At 60.5% G+C, this 16,968-nt stretch carries 19 protein-coding genes and 1 pseudogene; 13 read left to right on the top strand and 7 right to left on the bottom strand.

Annotation, left to right across the window (positions count from 1 at the left end; genetic code table 11):
• The first annotated feature begins 499 nt into the window (after positions 1 to 499).
• The 3 genes from HBO11_RS19950 (at position 500) to HBO11_RS19940 (ending at position 2,831) form a co-directional block, all read left to right on the top strand.
• Entirely contained in the window at positions 500 to 949 is a 450-nt protein-coding gene (locus HBO11_RS19950; protein ID WP_169952581.1) for a hypothetical protein, read from the top strand.
• Between the two features lie 332 nt (positions 950 to 1,281).
• Positions 1,282 to 2,175: a sensor histidine kinase gene (locus HBO11_RS19945; RefSeq protein ID WP_169952583.1), complete on the top strand. Its 894-nt coding sequence runs from the start codon at positions 1,282 to 1,284 to the stop codon at positions 2,173 to 2,175.
• Complete coding sequence (locus HBO11_RS19940) at positions 2,172 to 2,831, top strand: response regulator transcription factor (protein ID WP_169952586.1); 660 nt, start codon at positions 2,172 to 2,174, stop codon at positions 2,829 to 2,831. Before HBO11_RS19945 ends, HBO11_RS19940 begins: the two co-directional genes overlap by 4 nt.
• Here the strand turns inward: HBO11_RS19940 and yegS are convergent.
• The 3 genes and pseudogenes from yegS to moaB form a co-directional block, all read right to left on the bottom strand.
• Positions 2,793 to 3,717: pseudogene (gene yegS / locus HBO11_RS19935) on the bottom strand (lipid kinase YegS); the annotation flags it as partial. The gene HBO11_RS19940 and the pseudogene yegS overlap by 39 nt on opposite strands.
• Positions 3,718 to 3,804: 87 nt before the next feature.
• A complete protein-coding gene (glp, locus tag HBO11_RS19930) occupies positions 3,805 to 5,031 on the bottom strand; it encodes a gephyrin-like molybdotransferase Glp (protein WP_169952592.1) in 1,227 nt (408 codons plus the stop codon).
• Positions 5,015 to 5,554, bottom strand: coding sequence for a molybdenum cofactor biosynthesis protein B (moaB, locus tag HBO11_RS19925; RefSeq protein ID WP_029298095.1), 540 nt, complete (start codon positions 5,552 to 5,554; stop codon positions 5,015 to 5,017). The genes glp and moaB overlap by 17 nt, the downstream gene beginning before the upstream one ends.
• Positions 5,555 to 5,630: 76 nt before the next feature.
• Between moaB and mobA the strand changes: the two genes are divergently transcribed.
• The gene (gene mobA / locus HBO11_RS19920) at positions 5,631 to 6,233 is read left to right on the top strand and encodes a molybdenum cofactor guanylyltransferase MobA (RefSeq protein WP_170058942.1); all 603 of its coding nucleotides are present in this window, start codon (positions 5,631 to 5,633) and stop codon (positions 6,231 to 6,233) included.
• 81 nt (positions 6,234 to 6,314) lie between these two features.
• A complete protein-coding gene (locus tag HBO11_RS19915; protein ID WP_029298091.1) occupies positions 6,315 to 6,536 on the top strand; it encodes a YgdI/YgdR family lipoprotein in 222 nt (73 codons plus the stop codon).
• Between the two features lie 68 nt (positions 6,537 to 6,604).
• Here HBO11_RS19915 and HBO11_RS19910 read toward each other — a convergent pair whose 3' ends face one another.
• From HBO11_RS19910 to HBO11_RS19900, 3 genes are all read right to left on the bottom strand, one after another.
• Positions 6,605 to 7,495 (bottom strand): pseudouridine synthase, encoded by an 891-nt coding sequence (locus tag HBO11_RS19910; protein ID WP_169952597.1) that lies wholly within the window; start codon positions 7,493 to 7,495, stop codon positions 6,605 to 6,607.
• A gap of 48 nt (positions 7,496 to 7,543) precedes the next feature.
• A complete protein-coding gene (locus tag HBO11_RS19905; RefSeq protein WP_169952600.1) occupies positions 7,544 to 7,879 on the bottom strand; it encodes a transcriptional regulator in 336 nt (111 codons plus the stop codon).
• A gap of 75 nt (positions 7,880 to 7,954) precedes the next feature.
• Positions 7,955 to 8,191, bottom strand: a complete 237-nt coding sequence (locus HBO11_RS19900) for a glutaredoxin family protein (RefSeq protein ID WP_169952603.1) — start codon at positions 8,189 to 8,191, stop codon at positions 7,955 to 7,957.
• 154 nt (positions 8,192 to 8,345) lie between these two features.
• Here HBO11_RS19900 and HBO11_RS19895 point away from each other — a divergent pair, with 154 nt between their 5' ends.
• Positions 8,346 to 10,076 (top strand): monovalent cation:proton antiporter-2 (CPA2) family protein, encoded by a 1,731-nt coding sequence (locus HBO11_RS19895; RefSeq protein ID WP_169952605.1) that lies wholly within the window; start codon positions 8,346 to 8,348, stop codon positions 10,074 to 10,076.
• Here the strand turns inward: HBO11_RS19895 and HBO11_RS19890 are convergent.
• Positions 10,063 to 11,271 (bottom strand): ammonium transporter, encoded by a 1,209-nt coding sequence (locus tag HBO11_RS19890; RefSeq protein WP_169952608.1) that lies wholly within the window; start codon positions 11,269 to 11,271, stop codon positions 10,063 to 10,065. The genes HBO11_RS19895 and HBO11_RS19890 overlap by 14 nt on opposite strands.
• Positions 11,272 to 11,626: 355 nt before the next feature.
• On the opposite strand from HBO11_RS19890, the gene HBO11_RS19885 reads away from it, so the two are divergent.
• The 7 genes from HBO11_RS19885 (at position 11,627) to HBO11_RS19855 (ending at position 16,961) form a co-directional block, all read left to right on the top strand.
• The gene (locus HBO11_RS19885; protein ID WP_029298079.1) at positions 11,627 to 11,941 is read left to right on the top strand and encodes a YqjD family protein; all 315 of its coding nucleotides are present in this window, start codon (positions 11,627 to 11,629) and stop codon (positions 11,939 to 11,941) included.
• Between the two features lie 2 nt (positions 11,942 to 11,943).
• Positions 11,944 to 12,330, top strand: a complete 387-nt coding sequence (locus tag HBO11_RS19880; protein ID WP_169952610.1) for a phage holin family protein — start codon at positions 11,944 to 11,946, stop codon at positions 12,328 to 12,330.
• Entirely contained in the window at positions 12,327 to 12,668 is a 342-nt protein-coding gene (locus HBO11_RS19875; protein ID WP_169952612.1) for a hypothetical protein, read from the top strand. Before HBO11_RS19880 ends, HBO11_RS19875 begins: the two co-directional genes overlap by 4 nt.
• 94 nt (positions 12,669 to 12,762) lie before the next feature.
• Positions 12,763 to 13,926 (top strand): EAL domain-containing protein, encoded by a 1,164-nt coding sequence (locus HBO11_RS19870; RefSeq protein WP_169952614.1) that lies wholly within the window; start codon positions 12,763 to 12,765, stop codon positions 13,924 to 13,926.
• A 72-nt stretch (positions 13,927 to 13,998) separates the two neighbouring features.
• Positions 13,999 to 15,330 (top strand): deoxyguanosinetriphosphate triphosphohydrolase, encoded by a 1,332-nt coding sequence (locus tag HBO11_RS19865; protein ID WP_169952616.1) that lies wholly within the window; start codon positions 13,999 to 14,001, stop codon positions 15,328 to 15,330.
• Positions 15,331 to 15,577: 247 nt separating this feature from the next.
• Positions 15,578 to 15,979: a response regulator gene (locus tag HBO11_RS19860; RefSeq protein WP_169952618.1), complete on the top strand. Its 402-nt coding sequence runs from the start codon at positions 15,578 to 15,580 to the stop codon at positions 15,977 to 15,979.
• A gap of 355 nt (positions 15,980 to 16,334) precedes the next feature.
• Positions 16,335 to 16,961 carry a response regulator transcription factor gene (locus tag HBO11_RS19855; RefSeq protein WP_169952620.1) on the top strand — a complete coding sequence of 209 codons (627 nt, stop codon included), beginning with the start codon at positions 16,335 to 16,337 and terminating at the stop codon, positions 16,959 to 16,961.
• Positions 16,962 to 16,968: the final 7 nt, after the last annotated feature.

Below are 16,968 nucleotides of genomic sequence, written 5' to 3'. Positions count from 1 at the left end.
GGCAGACGGCGCCAGACCTTGACCCTGGGTAAAATGCCACGTAAATGCATTGATGTCACACTGACATCATGCTTTACTGGCATCACCTCCCATCCGAGAGTCAAGCGGCGTCGCCAGACCCTCAAACGGTCACAAGGTTCCGCCATCTAGGGGATTCCCCTAGTCGCAATCAGGTCCAACCTGATATTCGCAATATCCAATAGCCATTAATGTGACGCCATTCTCATTGCATGAATGGAGTCAGGCTTTTGTTTGCTATCGCAAGCCCGCGGCCCAAGGGCCTTCCAGGCGTTATCGCCTGGGCAATCGAAGTCATGCGAACACCCCTGGTTGTTTCCACTGCACGCAGCGCCAGCCATCGCGACGCTGATCACTCAAATAAAAGTACTACTCAAAATTCAGAAACGAACTACAGATTCCGGTCATATTTCGGCGCTAGTTTGAAGCCGTTGCTACGGTGCTACATCTCATTATCTGACCGTATGTTGTGGAGACTTTCATGATGAACGACGGTAAAGAGTGGCAAGACGCACTTCCCGAGTTCCTCCTGGAGGCAGAAATGCTGCTGGCCAAGTCAGAGGAATGCCTGAGCCACCTGCATTTGATCCGCAACGATAACGACGCCATCGATTGCATGAAAAGCAGCTTGGTCAAACTTGCCGAAAAAGCCGATGCCATGGCGCTGCCAGCCATTGGCAATTTTTCCCGGCACATCCAGGACCTGATCAGCAACGCCCAAAGCCCGATGCAACTCCACGACGCGGCACTTGCCGCCCTGCATGACTGCCTGACGCTACTGGCCTGGCAGTTGGAATTGATCGATATCAAGACCGGTAAACTCAGCCTGGACGACGCCGAGCAAACCATCTTGATTGAAACCGTTGCCCAGCAGATTCCCCAGAAGGACGCTGGCACGCACTTTCGCCAATCCTTGCACTGCGCCTCCTAAACCTTTCGTGCGATTAAGCCGGGCCGCCAGCGGGCGACCAACTAAGTCTGCGGAAGGTATTTAGCCAGCCAACTATCAATAAGCCTGTATTGGTAATAACGATGCAAGTCTCGTTTAATAGTACAACTTGAGCTCGCTGAACTAAGTACTGCACAGGCGACCAACGGTAATTGTTGGTGGTACTATTACCGCGCTCGACGTGGCTGCCCCAGATGTAAGAAAATCCGAGAAGCCCCTCGAACCAACACCCAACTCACTCGCTTTCCAAACAGAGCCCGGCCAGCGGTCATGACCGGTCTACCCGCAGCGAACCTCCATCGGCTCCATCTGCTATGTACGCCAGCCCCAAGTCACTTATCGCCAGGTTCGTCTCCCCGGGCACTACCCGTTGGGTCACGCTTGGCCTGTGCCTGTGCGCGACCCTGGTCAGCCTGTGGGTGTATGCCCACGAAGCGCCGCTGCCGATATTTTTGCTGCTGCTCAACCTCGCCGCCCTGGCCGCAGCGGGCCTGCAGCGATGGCGCTCGCGTAAATCGATCAAGTTCCAGCCCCAGGAGTTGGCCGACCGCCTGTTGCAGGTCCAGGAAAACGAGCGTCATCGCCTCAGCCGCGAATTGCACGACGATATCGGCCAATTGCTGACCGCCGCCAAGCTGCAAAGCGATTGGCTGCAGCGCCGCCTCCCGAAAGAATTGCAGGAACAGTGCGGCGTACTGTGCAACACCCTCAACGAAACCCTGGCCAAAGTGCGCGACGTGTCGGCCATTCTCAACCCACGGCAACTCACCAGCCTGGGCCTGGAAGCGAGCCTGCGCGCGCACCTGCTCAAGACCCTGGAAAACACCCCGGTGCACTGGAGCCTGGAATGCCAGCAACGCCTGACCGGGATTCCGGAAGAGATGGCCGTGGCAGCCTTCCGTATTACCCAGGAGGCCGTGACCAACATGCTGCGCCACGCCCAGGCGCGCAACCTGCTGGTGCGCCTGCGACGCTTGCCCCAGGGGCTCTCGCTGTTTATCAGCGATGACGGCCAGGGCTTCTCGCCCGCCACCGACCCAGGCCTTGCAGGGCAAAGCGGGATGGCGGGCATGTCCGAGCGCATTGATCAACTGGGCGGCCTGCTGACGGTCAATAGCCAACCCGGCTTTGGCACGCGGATCGAAGCGCTGTTCCCCTGGGCGCCGCGCACCCTCGAGCGGGCCAGTCCCCCTAAGGTTCTAGAGTGACCTGCAATTTACTCCTGGTAGATGACCACGCACTGATCCGCGCCGGCGTGCGCGCGCTGATCCTCGATATCCCCGGCTATGCGGTGATTGGCGAAGCCAACGACGGCGCGCAAGTGCTCGCACAATTCGACGCCTTGCAGCCCGATATCGTCCTGCTGGATTTGTCGATGAAGCACACCAGCGGCCTAGATGCGCTGCAGCAACTCAAGCACGCCTACCCCAAGAGCAAGGTGCTGATCCTTTCGATGCACACCGACCCGCAATTGATCATGCGGGCCCTGGAGGCCGGTGCCCACGGCTACCTGCTCAAGGACACCACCGCCAATGAGCTGGAACACGCGCTGCTGGCACTGCGCAACAACGAGCGCTACCTGAGCCCGGCGATCGCCCACACGGTGATCAACCAGGCCTTGATCCACAGCCAGTCCCACCCGGCACCTCCTACACAGCGCCACAACCTGACGGCACGCCAGCTGGAAATCCTGCGCCTGATCGTGCGCGGCAAGTCCACCCGGGAAATCGCCCACGGCCTGGGCCTGAGTATCAAGACCGTGGAAGCCCACCGCTCGCAGATCATGAAGCGCTTGCAGATTTTCGATGTGGCCGGCCTGGTGCTGTTTGCCGTGCGCGAACAAATCATCAGCCTGGACGATTAGCCAGCAACGGCGAATCCACCGGCAAGTGCACCTGCAAGGCCTTGGGCAAGGCGCAAAAACGCAGGTCATCGCCTTTGAGCGGCTCTCCATCGAGGTTGATGTCCAACCCTTCGGCCACCTTGATCTCCACCCACGGCAGGCGTGCCCGTACGAACAGGTTGTCCAGGCCCCAGCCGTCGGTCATCAGGCTGCGCAAGGTGCCGACCACTTCCTGGGGCGCGGGCAGAATGCTGATATCCAGCAGGCCATCATCGGCCAGGGCGCCCGGGCACAGCTCATGGCCGCCCCCGGCCTGGCGACCGTTGCCGATGCCCAGGGCCAGCAACTCGCCGCGCCAATGGAAGTCCGGGCCCACCAGTTCCCCATAGGCGGCCCGCAGCTCGCTGAAACGCGACAGGCCGGTGAACAGATAGGCCGCGCCACCCAATACCTTTTTCAGGTCTTCGGAGGTGTTGGCGGTAACCTGGCTGCCAAAGCCGCCGGTGGCCATATTGAGGAACACCTGCCCGCCCACCTCCCCCAGGTCGATGGCTTGCGGCGCCACGTCCAGCAGCTCCAGCGCCAGGCGCGGCTCCAGCGGCACCCCGGCCGCCCGGGCGAAGTCATTGGCGGTGCCCAGGGGCATCAGCACCAGGCTGGCGTCAGTCTTGGCGCGTGCCATGGCCTCGGCCACGTCGCGCAAGGTGCCGTCGCCGCCGCCCGCGATCAGGCGTGTGTAGCCGGCATCCAGGGCTTCACCTACCAGGCGCTGGGCATCGCCGCCCTCCCAGGTGACACGCACCGCCAGCTCCCACCCCTGCTCGCGCTTGCCTTGCACTGCCGCCCGCACGTCTTCGTTGAGGGCTTGCTTGCCGTGCAGAATCAACAGTGCCTTGGGTTTGCTCATGGGGTGAAGCTCCTATCTTTGGAGGGGACCTGAGGGATGTTGACCTTCAGCAGTCAGAAAAAAGCCATTGGGCTGTAAATTAATTCTTCAGCCCAACACTTCACTCAGGGGAATGAAATTCACCCGGTCACCGATGGCCAAGGTGCTGCCCTCCCGTACTTCCACCAAACCCTCGGCCCAGGCGGCGCTGCGCAATACACCAGAACTCTGGTTCTGGTAGATCACCGCCCGCCCTTGCTCCAGGCGCCCGCGCAGGTATTCGCGACGGTTGCCCGGCTTGGCCCAGACGAACCCTACCGGCACCTCGAAACGCAGGGGCTGCACCACCTCGACCCCCTGGCGGCGCAACAGGTATGGCCGTGCCAACAGGGCGAACGTGACCAGGGTGGACGCCGGGTTCCCCGGCAGACCGATCACCGGCACGCCGCGAAAGTGGCCGAAAGTCAGCGGTTTGCCAGGCTTGATCGCCAGCTTCCACAAGGCCAGCTCGCCCTCCTCGCGCAGTGCGATACCGAGGAAATCCGCCTCTCCCACCGAGACCCCGCCGGTGGACAAAATCAGGTCCACCGAACCCAGTGCGCCGAGGCGGGTACGGGTCAGTTCCAGGTCATCGGGCAGGATACCCGCGTCGATCACCTCGCAACCCAGGCGTTGCAACCAGCTGCACAACACCCGCCGGTTGCTGTTGTAGATCTGCCCCGGCCCCAACGGCAGGCCGGGCTCGATCAATTCATCGCCCGTCGACAGCACCGCCACACGCACGCGCCGCACCACCGCCAGGCGGTCGCGCCCCAGGGAGGCCGCCAGGCCCAGTTCAATCGGGCCGAGCCGCGTACCCGCCGTCAGGACTTCTTCGCCGACCGTAGTCTCCTGGCCCTTGGGCCGGATGTTTTGCCCTACGTGCAGCGCCTGGGTGAAGCGCACGCGCTGGTCGGCTTGCACCTCGGCGTTTTCCTGCATTTCTACGCAGTCGGCGCCTTGCGGGACCGGGGCGCCGGTGAAGATCCGCGCGCAGGTCCCCGCCGCCAGGGGCTCCGGGGCTTGCCCGGCGAAAATACGCTGGCTCACCGGCAGCGGCTCACCCGTCCAATCGGCAGTGCGCAAGGCGTAGCCGTCCATCGCACTGTTGGGCCAGGGCGGCAGGTCAAGGGTGGAGACCAGCGCCTCAGCCAATACGCGCCCGTCGCACTCAGCCAATGGCAGGTATTGCTGCTCACGGATTGGCGCGGCCTCGGCCATGTTCAACAAGCGCTCAAGTGCTTCTTCTACCGGCATCAACGCGCCGGTCTTGCCCGGCTTATCCACGGGATTCACACGGTTCGGCCAGCTTGAGGTGCGGCACAAAATTGCACGGGCGATGGCGGGCATCCAGTTGTTCGGCGAGAATCCCGTCCCAACCGGTACGCACCGCGTTGGTGGAGCCCGGCAGGCAGCACACCAGGGTGCCATTGGCCAGGCCGGCCAGGGCGCGGGACTGCACGGTGGAGGTGCCGATATCGGCCACCGAGATCTGCCGGAACAGCTCGCCAAACCCATCCACCTGCTTGTCCAGCAGGCAACTGACAGCTTCCGGGGTGCTGTCGCGGCCGGTAAAGCCGGTACCGCCGGTGATCAACACCACTTGCACCACGTCCTCGGCGATCCAGTGCGCCACTTGCGCACGGATTTTGTAGAGGTCATCTTTGAGCAGTACCCGCTCGGCCAGGCGGTGGCCGGCCGCGAGCAGGCGGTCAACGAAGACTTGCCCGGAGGTATCGGTTTCCAGGGTGCGGGTATCGCTGACGGTCAGTACAGCGATGTTAAGAGGTACGAAAGGCGCATCAGCCTTGGCTTTCATGGCTCGGTCCGGTTGTCTAAGAAACAGCCCGATGTTATATCACAGGCCCCTATTTCACTGCCTGCGCGGAGCCGTCATGCCATTCAATTCTTCGCCCCTGCCCTGCTCGATCCTGTTGCTGGCCGGCGGTCGCGGCCAGCGCATGGGCGGCCTGGACAAGGGCCTGCTCGACTGGCACGGGCAACCGCTGATTGCTCACCTGCACCAGTTGGTGCGGCCGTTGACCGATGACTTGATCATCTCCTGCAACCGCAACCAGGTGCAGTACGCCGCCTATGCCGACCAGTTGGTAAGCGACGACAGTCCGGACTTCCCGGGCCCCTTGGCCGGTATCCGCGCCGGGCTGACCGCCGCGCGCCATGAACATCTATTGATCTTGCCCTGTGATGTGCCGCACATCGATGGGCAGTTGCTGGCAGACCTGCTCGACACCGCACGGCAACACCCACAGGTGCCGGTGATGATCCGCCATGGCGAGTTCTGGGAGCCTTTGCTCTGCGTCATACCGACGCGCCTGCGCGGTGATGTGGAGCGCGCCTGGCAGGCTGCAGAGCGCAGCCCGCGCCAGATTCTCCTGAAACTGGGGGCAAAGGCGCTCGAATGCGCCGAAAACGATCCGCGCCTGGCCAACCTCAATACACCAGAGTTGTTGCACCCACGCCCCGGCGTGTCAGAATGAGCGCTAGAACAAGGAACTTTGCCGACGTTGCACACGTCACAAGGTCAGAACTCAACACAGCATTACTCTCGGAGAAGACTCATGACTCAACGGACCATCGCCGCTCTCATGCTTGCACTGGGCCTTGCCACCCTCGCCGGTTGCGCCTCGCCAACAGTGATCACCCTGAATGACGGTCGCGAAATCCAGGCTGTCGACACCCCTAAATTCGATCAGGATTCGGGCTTCTACGAATTCGAACAGCTGGATGGCAAGCGTACCCGCATCAACAAGGATCAGGTTCGCACCGTTAAAGACCTGTAAGTCTTAACGCCAGATACAACAAAGCCCGCTTTTGAGCGGGCTTTGTTGTATCTGGCGCGTGGGAAATATCACCAGTCCAGCACGATTCTGCTGCTGAAACTGCGCTGCTCGCCGGTTACCGGGTCGATAAACCGTACACCCTGGGCCAGCAACTTGAGCGGGTTGGCGTAGTCATCTACGGCATCCTTGATGACCTCGGGATAAAACGGGTCGTTGCAGATGCTCGCGCCCAGCGCCGTCATATGTACGCGCAGTTGATGCTTCTTGCCGGTCACCGGAAACAGGCCATAGCGCCACAGGTCGCCGTTTTTTTCGCGCACCTGCACCGCCGTTTCCGTGTTGCTTGCACCGGGCCCTTCCTGCATGCGGAAGAACGGTTCGCCCTCCACCAGGCGACTCTTGTGCACCAGCGGGAATGTCAGCGCAGGCAAGGCCGGGGCAATGGCTTCGTAGATTTTATCGATCTGGCGGGTAGGGAACAGTTGCTGATACGCCGAGCGGCTTTGCGGGTTGGCCGAGAACAACACCAGCCCTGCGGTATGGCGATCAATGCGATGCAGCGGCACCAGCGACGGGTTATCCAGGCTACGGATCAGGCGGCGCAGTAAAGTCTGCTCGACATATTCGCCGGCGGGCGTCACTGGCAGGAAGTGTGGTTTGTCAGCCACCACCAGATGCTCATCGGCGTACAGGATGGTTTCCTGCACCGGGATCGGTTTTTCATCCGGCACTTCGCGAAAGTAGTGGATGCGCAAGCCTTCCTTGTAGGCCAGATCCACGGCGATGGGCTGGCCGTTGCCATCCAGCACCCGACCACGGGCGATGCGGTCCAGCCATTGCTCGCGGCCGATGGCGCGAAAATGCTCGCACAGGCAATCGAGTACCGTCACCCAGGGGCCAGGCGGCAGGTACAAGGTACTGGCTTGGTTCTGGGCAGCGGAAAAACCGGTATCGGACATGCGTACGCTCAAGGCCTGGAAACAAAGGGGGCATTATCCCCCAGAAGCTCAAGCCCTGACCAATTCGGCCCGCAACACCGGCGAAGCACTGGCAGCCTCGGTGAATTCCTTGAGCCAGCGCAGCACGTCCACCGCCTCCCAGCGGCCAGGGTCGTACAAGGCATACAGCAATCCCTGGTATCCCACCACGTCCAGTTGCTTGTGATAACCGGCGCGCTGAAACAATGCTTCGATTTCGGCAAAGCAGGTATTGAAATGCACTTTGTTGAACGGCGTCTTGCCTTCCGTGACCAGGCCATCGAGCCGCAGTTCATTCACCGCATCGCGCACGACGTCGACAGACATGCGGTTGACGCTGCTTTTCAGTTGTTCGACATTCACCACGGGCGTTCCCTCTCACTCAATCGCTGTACAAACATACAGTAACCGAATAATCAGCAACCTGCCATGGGGATGGCGCTAGATTAGAAAGGCGACCACCTGTTCAGTGTCGAACGGCCAACCCAGTTCCGCCCCGGTATCCACCCGGCGCAGCACCGGAATACTTAGGCCGTAGGCTTCGAACAGTGCTTCGGAATCAGCGATATCCACCAACTCGACCAACAGCCCATGTTCGACCAACGGCATGATTTCATCTTCGGCAAGCTCACACAGATGGCAGCCCAGGGTGCCGAACAACTGGCATTCAGGAGGCATGATGTACAGACCCGATAAGAAACAGGTCCTCATTCTAGGCCGCGGGAAAAACCTCGTCGAGTCATGCCAAAGACCTGATCCAGATCACCATGGCCTATAACTGATTCAGCGATTCTCGCGGCTTTTTTCCTGCAACACCCCGACGGAGATGTCTGTGTTTGCCAACCTGCTGATCATTCTTGCCTCATCCCTGGTCGTCATTGCACTGTTCCGCCGGCTGCAACTGCCGCCGGTGCTCGGCTACCTGTGCGTGGGCCTGGCCGTCGGGCCAACCGCCCTGGACTGGGTCAATGACAGCGAAGACCTGCCAGACCTCGCCGAACTGGGCGTGGTGTTCCTGCTGTTTTCCCTGGGCCTGGAGTTTTCCCTGTCCAAGATGCTCAGCCTGCGCCGGGTGGTGTTTGGCCTCGGCAGCCTGCAAGTGTTGTGCTGCGCCGTGGTGCTGGGCGCCTTGCTGCTGTTGATGGGCATGTCGCCGGTGGCCGCATTGCTGCTGGGGGCAGGGCTCGCGCTGTCATCCACCGCGATTGTGAGCAAGGAGCTGACCAGCCTGGGGGAGATTTTCAGTAGCCATGGGCAAAACGCAATAGGCGTGCTGTTGTTCCAGGACGTGGTCGCGGTGCTGTTGCTGACCCTGGTGCCGGTGTTCGCCGGCAGCAGCGAGCAGGCCTGGTATTGGGCTCTGCCGCTGACCCTGGGCAAGACCGTGGTGCTGTTCCTCGGCCTGCTGCTTGCAAGCCGTTGGCTGCTGCCGCGCCTGTTCCACGAAGTGGCCGCCTCGCATTCGGCGGAGCTGTTCGTACTGCTGGCCCTGGTGATCGTGCTACTCACGGCCTGGCTCACGCACCTGCTGGGCCTGTCGCCGGCCCTCGGCGCGTTCCTGGCGGGCATGCTGCTGGGGGAAAGCCATTACCGGCACCAGATCGAAGCGGATATCCGACCGTTTCGCGACATTCTCCTGGGGCTGTTCTTTGTCAGTATCGGCATGCTGATCGACTTGCAGCTGTTCATCAGCCACAGCCTGCAGATCCTCGGGCTGACCCTGGCGCTGATGTTGATCAAGGGCTGCATCGTCGCCGCGCTGGTCAAGCTGCGCGGCAGCGACAGCGAAACCGCCTGGCGCAGTGGCCTGGCGCTGGCCCAGGGCGGCGAGTTCTGCTTTGCGCTGATGGCGCAGATGCAATTGAGCAATATGCTGCCCGGCGAAATCAGCAGCCTGCTACTGGCAGCGACGTTCTGCTCCATGCTGCTCACGCCCTTGCTGCTGCGGGCCGCGCCCGCGATCGCGCTGCGCCTGCATCGCAAACCCAACCAGCAAGTGCAACTGGAGGCCATCACCGCGCTCAATGCTGAGCTACGCGGGCATGTGGTGATCTGCGGCTATGGCCGGGTCGGTCAATCCATCGGGCGCTTCCTGCGCCGTGAACAACAAGCGTTCATTGCCCTGGACGATGACCCCGAGCGCGTGCAGGAAGCCGCCACCGAGGACAGCAGCGTGCATTATGGTGATTGCCGGCGCGGTGCCCTGCTCAGCGCCGTCGGCCTGGAGCGCGCGCGCCTGGTGGTGATTGCCGTGGACAATAGCGACGTGGCCCTGGCGGTGCTCAAGGAAGCACGGCGGATCAACCATAAAGTGCCGATCCTGGTGCGCACCCGCGACGACAGCCAGCTGACTGAACTGAAAGCCGCCGGGGCCAGTGAAGTGGTGCCCGAGCTACTGGAGTCAAGCCTGATGCTCGCCTCGCACGCGATGATCATGCTCGGCCTGCCCGACCAGCAGGTGCGCGACCGGGTCGACGAAGTGCGGCGCAACCGCTACCGCTTGCTCCACGGTTTCTACCAGCACACCGACGACAACCGTGCAGACCCGATCAATCCTGACTGACGGCGCCAATCTTATGGATCGACAAGTCCGCGCCGTAGTACTCCTCTTCCTGGCTCAAGCGCAGGCCGCAGATGCGCTTGAGCACGCCGTACACCAGCAACCCGCCAGCCAGGGCCACCACCACTCCCAGGGCGGTGCCGATCAACTGGCTGATCAGGCTTACGCCGCCCAACCCACCCAAGGCGCTCTGGCCGAAAATCCCGCAGGCAATCCCGCCCCACACGCCACACAGGCCATGCAGCGGCCAGACACCCAGCACATCATCGATCTTCCACCGGTCCTGGGCAGCGATAAAGCACCAGACGAACAAGCCGCCAGCCACCACGCCGGTAACCAGCGCGCCCACCGGATGCATCAGGTCGGAGCCCGCGCAGATCGCCACCAGCCCGGCCAACGGGCCGTTGTGCAGGAAGCCTGGGTCATTTCGCCCGATCACCAGTGCCGCCACGGTGCCGCCCACCATGGCCATCAGCGAATTGACCGCCACCAACCCGCTCACCCCGGACAAGGTCTGCGCGCTCATGACGTTGAAACCGAACCAGCCGACGATCAATATCCACGAACCCAGCGCCAGGAACGGGATGCTCGAAGGCGCGAACGCCACCAGGCGCCCATCGCGATAGCGGCCCTGGCGTGGGCCCAGCAGCAACACCGCCGCCAGCGCCAGCCAACCACCCATGGCGTGCACCACCACGGAACCGGCAAAGTCGTGGAACGTCGCACCAAAGGTCGCCAGCAACCAGGCTTGCAGGCCGAAGTTGCCATTCCACACCATGCCCTCGAAAAACGGGTAGATGAACGCCACGATCAACGCCGTGGCACACAGCTGTGGAACAAAGCGCGCCCGCTCGGCAATCCCCCCGGAGATGATCGCCGGGATGGCCGCTGCGAAGGTCAGCAGGAAGAAGAACTTCACCAGGCCGTAGCCATGGTCGGCACTGAGCACCGCGGCCGGCTGCATAAAGCTGACCCCATAAGAGATCCAATAGCCTATAAAGAAATAGGCCAGGGTCGAGACCGCAAAGTCACTGAGGATTTTCGACAACGCGTTGACCTGGTTCTTCTGCCGTACCGTCCCGACTTCCAGGAACGCGAAGCCGGCATGCATCGCCAGGACCATCACCGCGCCGATCAGAATAAACAGCGTATTGGAGCTGTGGACCAAGGTGTCCACCGCGCTTTGCACATTTTCCATGGGGATTGGCAGGCCTGCAGTTGAGGAAAAAGCACCAAAGCAGTTCATCGCCCTACGATCGCGCACTAAATTGGCACTGCGTGCTCTACCCTTCTACAGAGGATATGAACCGCTTTGGCGCGACGACTGTTGAAGACAGCAATGACTTGCGGGTTTTTCCACGGGTTTTAGTGATTTAGGGTAAGGTTTTTCAAGGCTTTGGCCGAAACCGCCCGCATTGCGCGCAAACCTTTGGGCTGGCGCACCATGGCAAAGCAAAAGCTGTACCAGACAATTGCAGTGAACCTTCAGCAATGCCGGCGACTCTCAAGCAAAACCCCGTTCAAGCACCAGACAGCCACTCACGGAGATAACCATGGCCAGAAAAACGGCGAAGACTGCTCAAGAAATACTGATGGAAGATTTCCAGACCCTGGTCAGCGATACCGAAAAGCTGCTGGATGACACCGCGATTCTGGCCGGTGACCAGGCTGATGAACTGCGCTCGAAGATCCACGACAGCCTGCTGCAGGCCCGGGAAACCCTGAAATTGACCGAAGATTCCCTGCGCGAACGCGGCAAGGCGGCGGTCACCGCCACCGAGGATTATGTACAGGCCAACCCTTGGCAATCCGTTGGCATCGCTGCCGGCGTGGGCTTTCTGATCGGCCTGCTGGCTACAAGGCGCTAATCATGTCTATCGGCGAAACCGGCTCGTCCACGGGCCCAAGTTCCTCATCGCGGCGCCTCGGCGCGGCTGTCCTGGGCTTGCTGCACAGCCATGTCGAGCTGTTCGGCATCGAGTTGCAGGAACAGAAGGCACGCACCGTCAGCCTGCTGCTGTTTGCCGGACTGGCACTGGTGTTCGCCCTGTTGCTGCTGGTGGGGTTGTCGGCGCTGGTCATGATCCTGGTCTGGGATACCTATCGCCTGACCGGGATCATCAGCCTATGCGTGTTTTACGTACTCGCCGCAGCGTTCTGCGGGTTGCGCTTGAAGGCCGCGGTGTTCGATGAATCCACGCCTTTCCACGCCACCCTCGAAGAGTTGGCCAACGACCGGGAGCGCCTGCTGCCATGAGCCTGACTGAACTGCCGCAAACCAATTCCCGGCGGGAAATGCGCAAGGCCTTGATCCGCCTGCGCATGGAAATGCACCGCCAGGAAATTCGCCACGAGTCCCAGCAATTGCTGCTGCCCTTGCAAAAAGTGCGCAACCTGGGCCAAAGCTGGCAGGACGGGTTCGGGATCAAGCATGCGCCGCTGTGGGGCGTCGCCGCTGTGACCCTGCTGGGATTCTTCACCGGCAAAGGCGCCAAGGGTGGCAGCATCGGCACCATGACCCGCCTGATAAGGCTCGGTGCGGGGCTGATCCCCTTGATCAAGCTCGCGATGCAGGGTGCCTCCCGCAAGTCCTGAGACAATTGGCTGCATTCTTGCAAACGGATCAGGCCCGGTTCCCTCCCTACAGGTACCGGGCTTTTTTCATGCCGAAGCACCCTAAGGAGGCTCTGTGATTGACGGGCAACCGCTCGCCTGTTTCCAACCATTTATCGACACCGCCACCGGGCGCATTGCCGGGGTGGAAGCACTGGGCCGCCTGCGCCAGGCAGATGGCCAACTGCACTCGGTCGGCCCCCTGTTCGCCGATGCCCGCACGCCCACTTCGGCGCTGCGGCGCCTGGATCGCAAGATCCGCGACAACGCCCTGAGCCGCCTGCATGAGGCGCCTGAAGACTGGTTCCTGAGCCTCAATATCTCGCCACGCTGGATCACCCTGCTGCGACCGGGTCAAGCCCTGCCCAGCCTGAAACAGCTACACGCCCATGACGTCGATCCAAAGCGCATCGTGTTTGAGATCACTGAACTGGGAGGCGACAGCCAGCGCCTGGCCGAGGTCGTCGCCCGCTACCGCGAGGCGGGAGCGCGGATTGCCATTGATGACTTTGGTGCCGGGTATTCCCAACTGGATCGGGTCCTTGCCCTGCGCCCGGATATCCTCAAGCTGGATATGCGCCTGTTCCAGGCAGCGGCCCTCGGCGGACCCAGCGGTGAGGTGGTGCGCGCCCTGGCGCAAATGGCGGAAAAAACCGGATGCTGGATCATTGCCGAAGGCGTGGAAACCGAAGCGCAACTGCGCTTTGCCCTTGAATGTGGCGCACGGTATGTCCAGGGCTACCTGTTTGCCCAGGCGCAACTGGAGTGGTTCGCCGCCGACGCATTCGTCCCGCGTTTCGCCGTGCTGCGCCAGGCTTACGTGCAGCACAAACTGGCCGAGCGCGGGCGAATCATGCTGCTGCGCCAGCAACTGATCGAACTGATGCAGATCCTGCAAGGCTGGGCGCTGGCCCAGGAGCCTCTCAGTCAATTGCCCTGGCTGCCGGGCTTTCCCCGGCTGCTGCGGTTTTATCAGTGCGATCGCCACGGCACCCAACTGACCCCCAACTTCGAGTGGCGCCAGGATGCCTGGCAAGCCGACAGCCACTACCTGGGCCACAACTGGTCATGGCGCCCTTACTTCTATCACCTGCTGGCCGAAGGCTGGGAGGAACGCCGTTTGATTCTGTCCAGTACCTACCGCGATGCCACGACCAATCAATACTGCCTGACAGCAGGACAATTCTTCGATAACGGTCAGCGCCTGCTGTTAATCGATATTGACGCCGCCGGCCTGTAGTTTTTCGCTTGCTCCAGGCCCGCCGAACCGGGAAGCTGGGGGTCGACATTCATCCCACGGAGAGCCCTCGCCTTGGATTGGCCTACCCTGCTTACCCGCGAACGCCTTGGAAAACCGCTGCACAGCCCAGAAGAGCTGGGCCGCAGCCCGTTTCACAAAGACCATGACCGGATCATCTTCTCCGGGGCCTTTAGGCGCCTGGGCCGCAAGACCCAGGTCCATCCGGTGACCAGCAACGATCATATCCACACCCGGCTGACCCATTCGCTGGAAGTCAGTTGCGTGGGGCGCTCCCTGGGCATGCGCGTGGGCGAAACCATTCGCAGCGCCCTGCCTGACTGGTGCGACCCCAGCGACCTGGGCATGGTGGTGCAATCGGCCTGCCTGGCCCATGACATCGGCAACCCGCCGTTCGGCCATTCCGGCGAAGATGCGATCCGCCACTGGTTCCAGCAGGCAGCCGGCCGTGGCTGGCTGGACGACATGAGCAGCGCCGAGCGCAATGACTTCCTCAATTTCGAAGGCAACGCGCAAGGGTTCCGCGTGCTGACGCAATTGGAATATCACCAGTTCGACGGCGGTACGCGCCTGACCTACGCCACCCTGGGCACCTACCTCAAATACCCATGGACCGCCCGCCACGCCGACTCCCTGGGCTACAAGAAACACAAGTTCGGCTGCTACCAGAGCGAATTGCCGATCCTTGAACAGATCGCCCAGAAACTCGGCCTGCCGCAACTCGAGGAACAACGCTGGGCACGCCACCCACTGGTGTACCTGATGGAGGCCGCCGACGACATCTGCTACGCCTTGATCGACCTGGAAGACGGCCTGGAGATGGACTTGCTGGAGTACGCCGAGGTCGAGTCGCTGCTGCTGAACCTGGTGGGCGATGACCTGCCGGAAACCTACCGGCAACTGGGGCCCCAGGACTCCAGGCGACGCAAACTCGCGATCCTGCGGGGCAAGGCCATCGAGCACCTGACCAACGCCGCCGCGCGGGCGTTCGTCGAGCAACAGCAGGCGCTACTGGCCGGGACCTTGCAAGGCGACCTGGTGGAACATATGCATGGCCCGGCCAAACGTTGTGTACTGAATGCCAAGGACATGGCACGCAAGAAAATCTTCCAGGACAAGCGCAAGACCCTGCATGAGATCGGCGCCTACACCACCCTGGAGATCCTGCTGAACACCTTCTGCGGCGCTGCCCTGGAACAGCATGGCGGCCGTACTCCATCCTTCAAGAATCGACGCGTCCTGGATTTGCTGGGCAACAGCGCACCCCATCCTGACTGGCCGCTGCATCGCTCATTCCTGCGCATGATCGACTTCATCGCCGGCATGACCGATAGCTACGCCAGTGAGATGGCCCGGGAAATGACCGGGCGCTCCTACCCTCAATGACCCATGGCCCAGGCAGGTTTTCCTGCCTGGGCGCTTGCCTCGAAGAATCGACCTACGCAAGCACCAGAGCAGCCTGATCGAATTTGCCCCAACACCCGATGAATAATCACCCCTCTCTTATCCACCCCAGCGCTCAGCTCCTACATTCACGCAAACCCAAGATAGCCCGACGTCTTGCTCACAGGGCAAACAGACACAGGCACTGGCTGGCATCTTTGCGCCTACAGCTACTTCCACGGAACTTCCTATGCCCGAACGACAATTGCGCATCCTGCTGGTGGAAGATCACCCGTTTCAACTCCTGGCCATTCAGTGCCTGCTCAAGAGTTTCGGCTACGACCAACTGACACCCGCCGCAAATGCCGAGCAGGCAATCAAGTTGATGCGTACAACCGAGGTCCCCTTCGACGTGATGTTATGTGATCAATGCCTGCCCGACCTCACCGGGTTGGAGCTGGTGGAGATAGCCAGCCATGCAGGCTTTGTCAAAAGTGCTGTATTGCTAAGTGGCCTGCCCGCCCTCGAACTGGAATATTTGAAAACCCTGGCAATACAACGTGACTTGCGTCTGCTTGGATATTTGGCTAAGCCCTTGAACAAAGAAGCCTGGATCGAATTGATCAACCAATCAGCGCTAGCCCACGACTAAAGAGCCCCCATCTGGCATTTACCCCCAAATCACCCGGCAAAGCTGAAGTACCCTACTGCATCAACATACCGAGAGCTGCCAAAGTAACTTTTCAAAATTTAACGTAGGACATTAAACGCATTCACAAATGAAATATCGCCCCCATCCCTCTTACAAATAACACTGCACAGCTTTCAAACCTTTCACCTAGGAAACTCTTACAACACGGCCAACAAAGCCTTAGCGCGTTGTAGTCCAATACCTTTTTTATGGTAGGAATTTTCCTGTTTTATATCTGCTCAGCCTTCCCTTCATGCTCCTACCCTACCTTCTGAGCTAATGTGCGCGCTTATTTGCACTAGTATGGAATTGGCTCATGAATACAGTCTTTATTATTGACGACCACCCGGTTATTCGACTTGCAATCCGAATGTTGCTGGAACATGAAGGTTACAAAGTTGTCGGCGAAACAGATAACGGTTGTGATGCAATACAAATGGTCCGCGAATGTCTGCCAGACCTCATCATACTTGATATCAGCATCCCCAAGCTCGACGGACTGGAGGTTCTCTGCAGGTTCAATGCAATGAGTACTCCAATGAAAACGTTGATTCTGACCGCCCAGTCCCCGACACTTTTTGCCACACGCTGCATGCGTTCAGGGGCCGATGGTTATGTCTGCAAAGAAGGTGATCTGAGTGAACTACTAAGTGCCATCAGGGCTGTACTTTCAGGTTACAACTATTTCCCAAGTCAAGCATTGAACACCACCGGCGCCGAACTCGGCGAAAATGAAGAACTGAATCTTTTCAAGTCAGTCAATGACCGAGAACTTATGGTCTTACAACTTTTTGCACAAGGCCGTACAAACAAGGAGATTGCCAAAGGTATGTTCCTCAGCAATAAAACGGTCAGCACTTATAAAAAACGACTAATGCAAAAACTCAAGGCCAAGTCCTTGGTAGAACTTATCGAGATGGCAAAACGCAACGCGTTAGTGTGAGAAACAG

It is taken from the genome of Pseudomonas sp. WS 5010 (genome assembly GCF_012985565.1).
GTDB lineage: Bacteria > Pseudomonadota > Gammaproteobacteria > Pseudomonadales > Pseudomonadaceae > Aquipseudomonas.
Note: the sequence above shows the minus strand (reverse complement) of the source record. Positions and strands in the feature narration are given on the sequence as shown.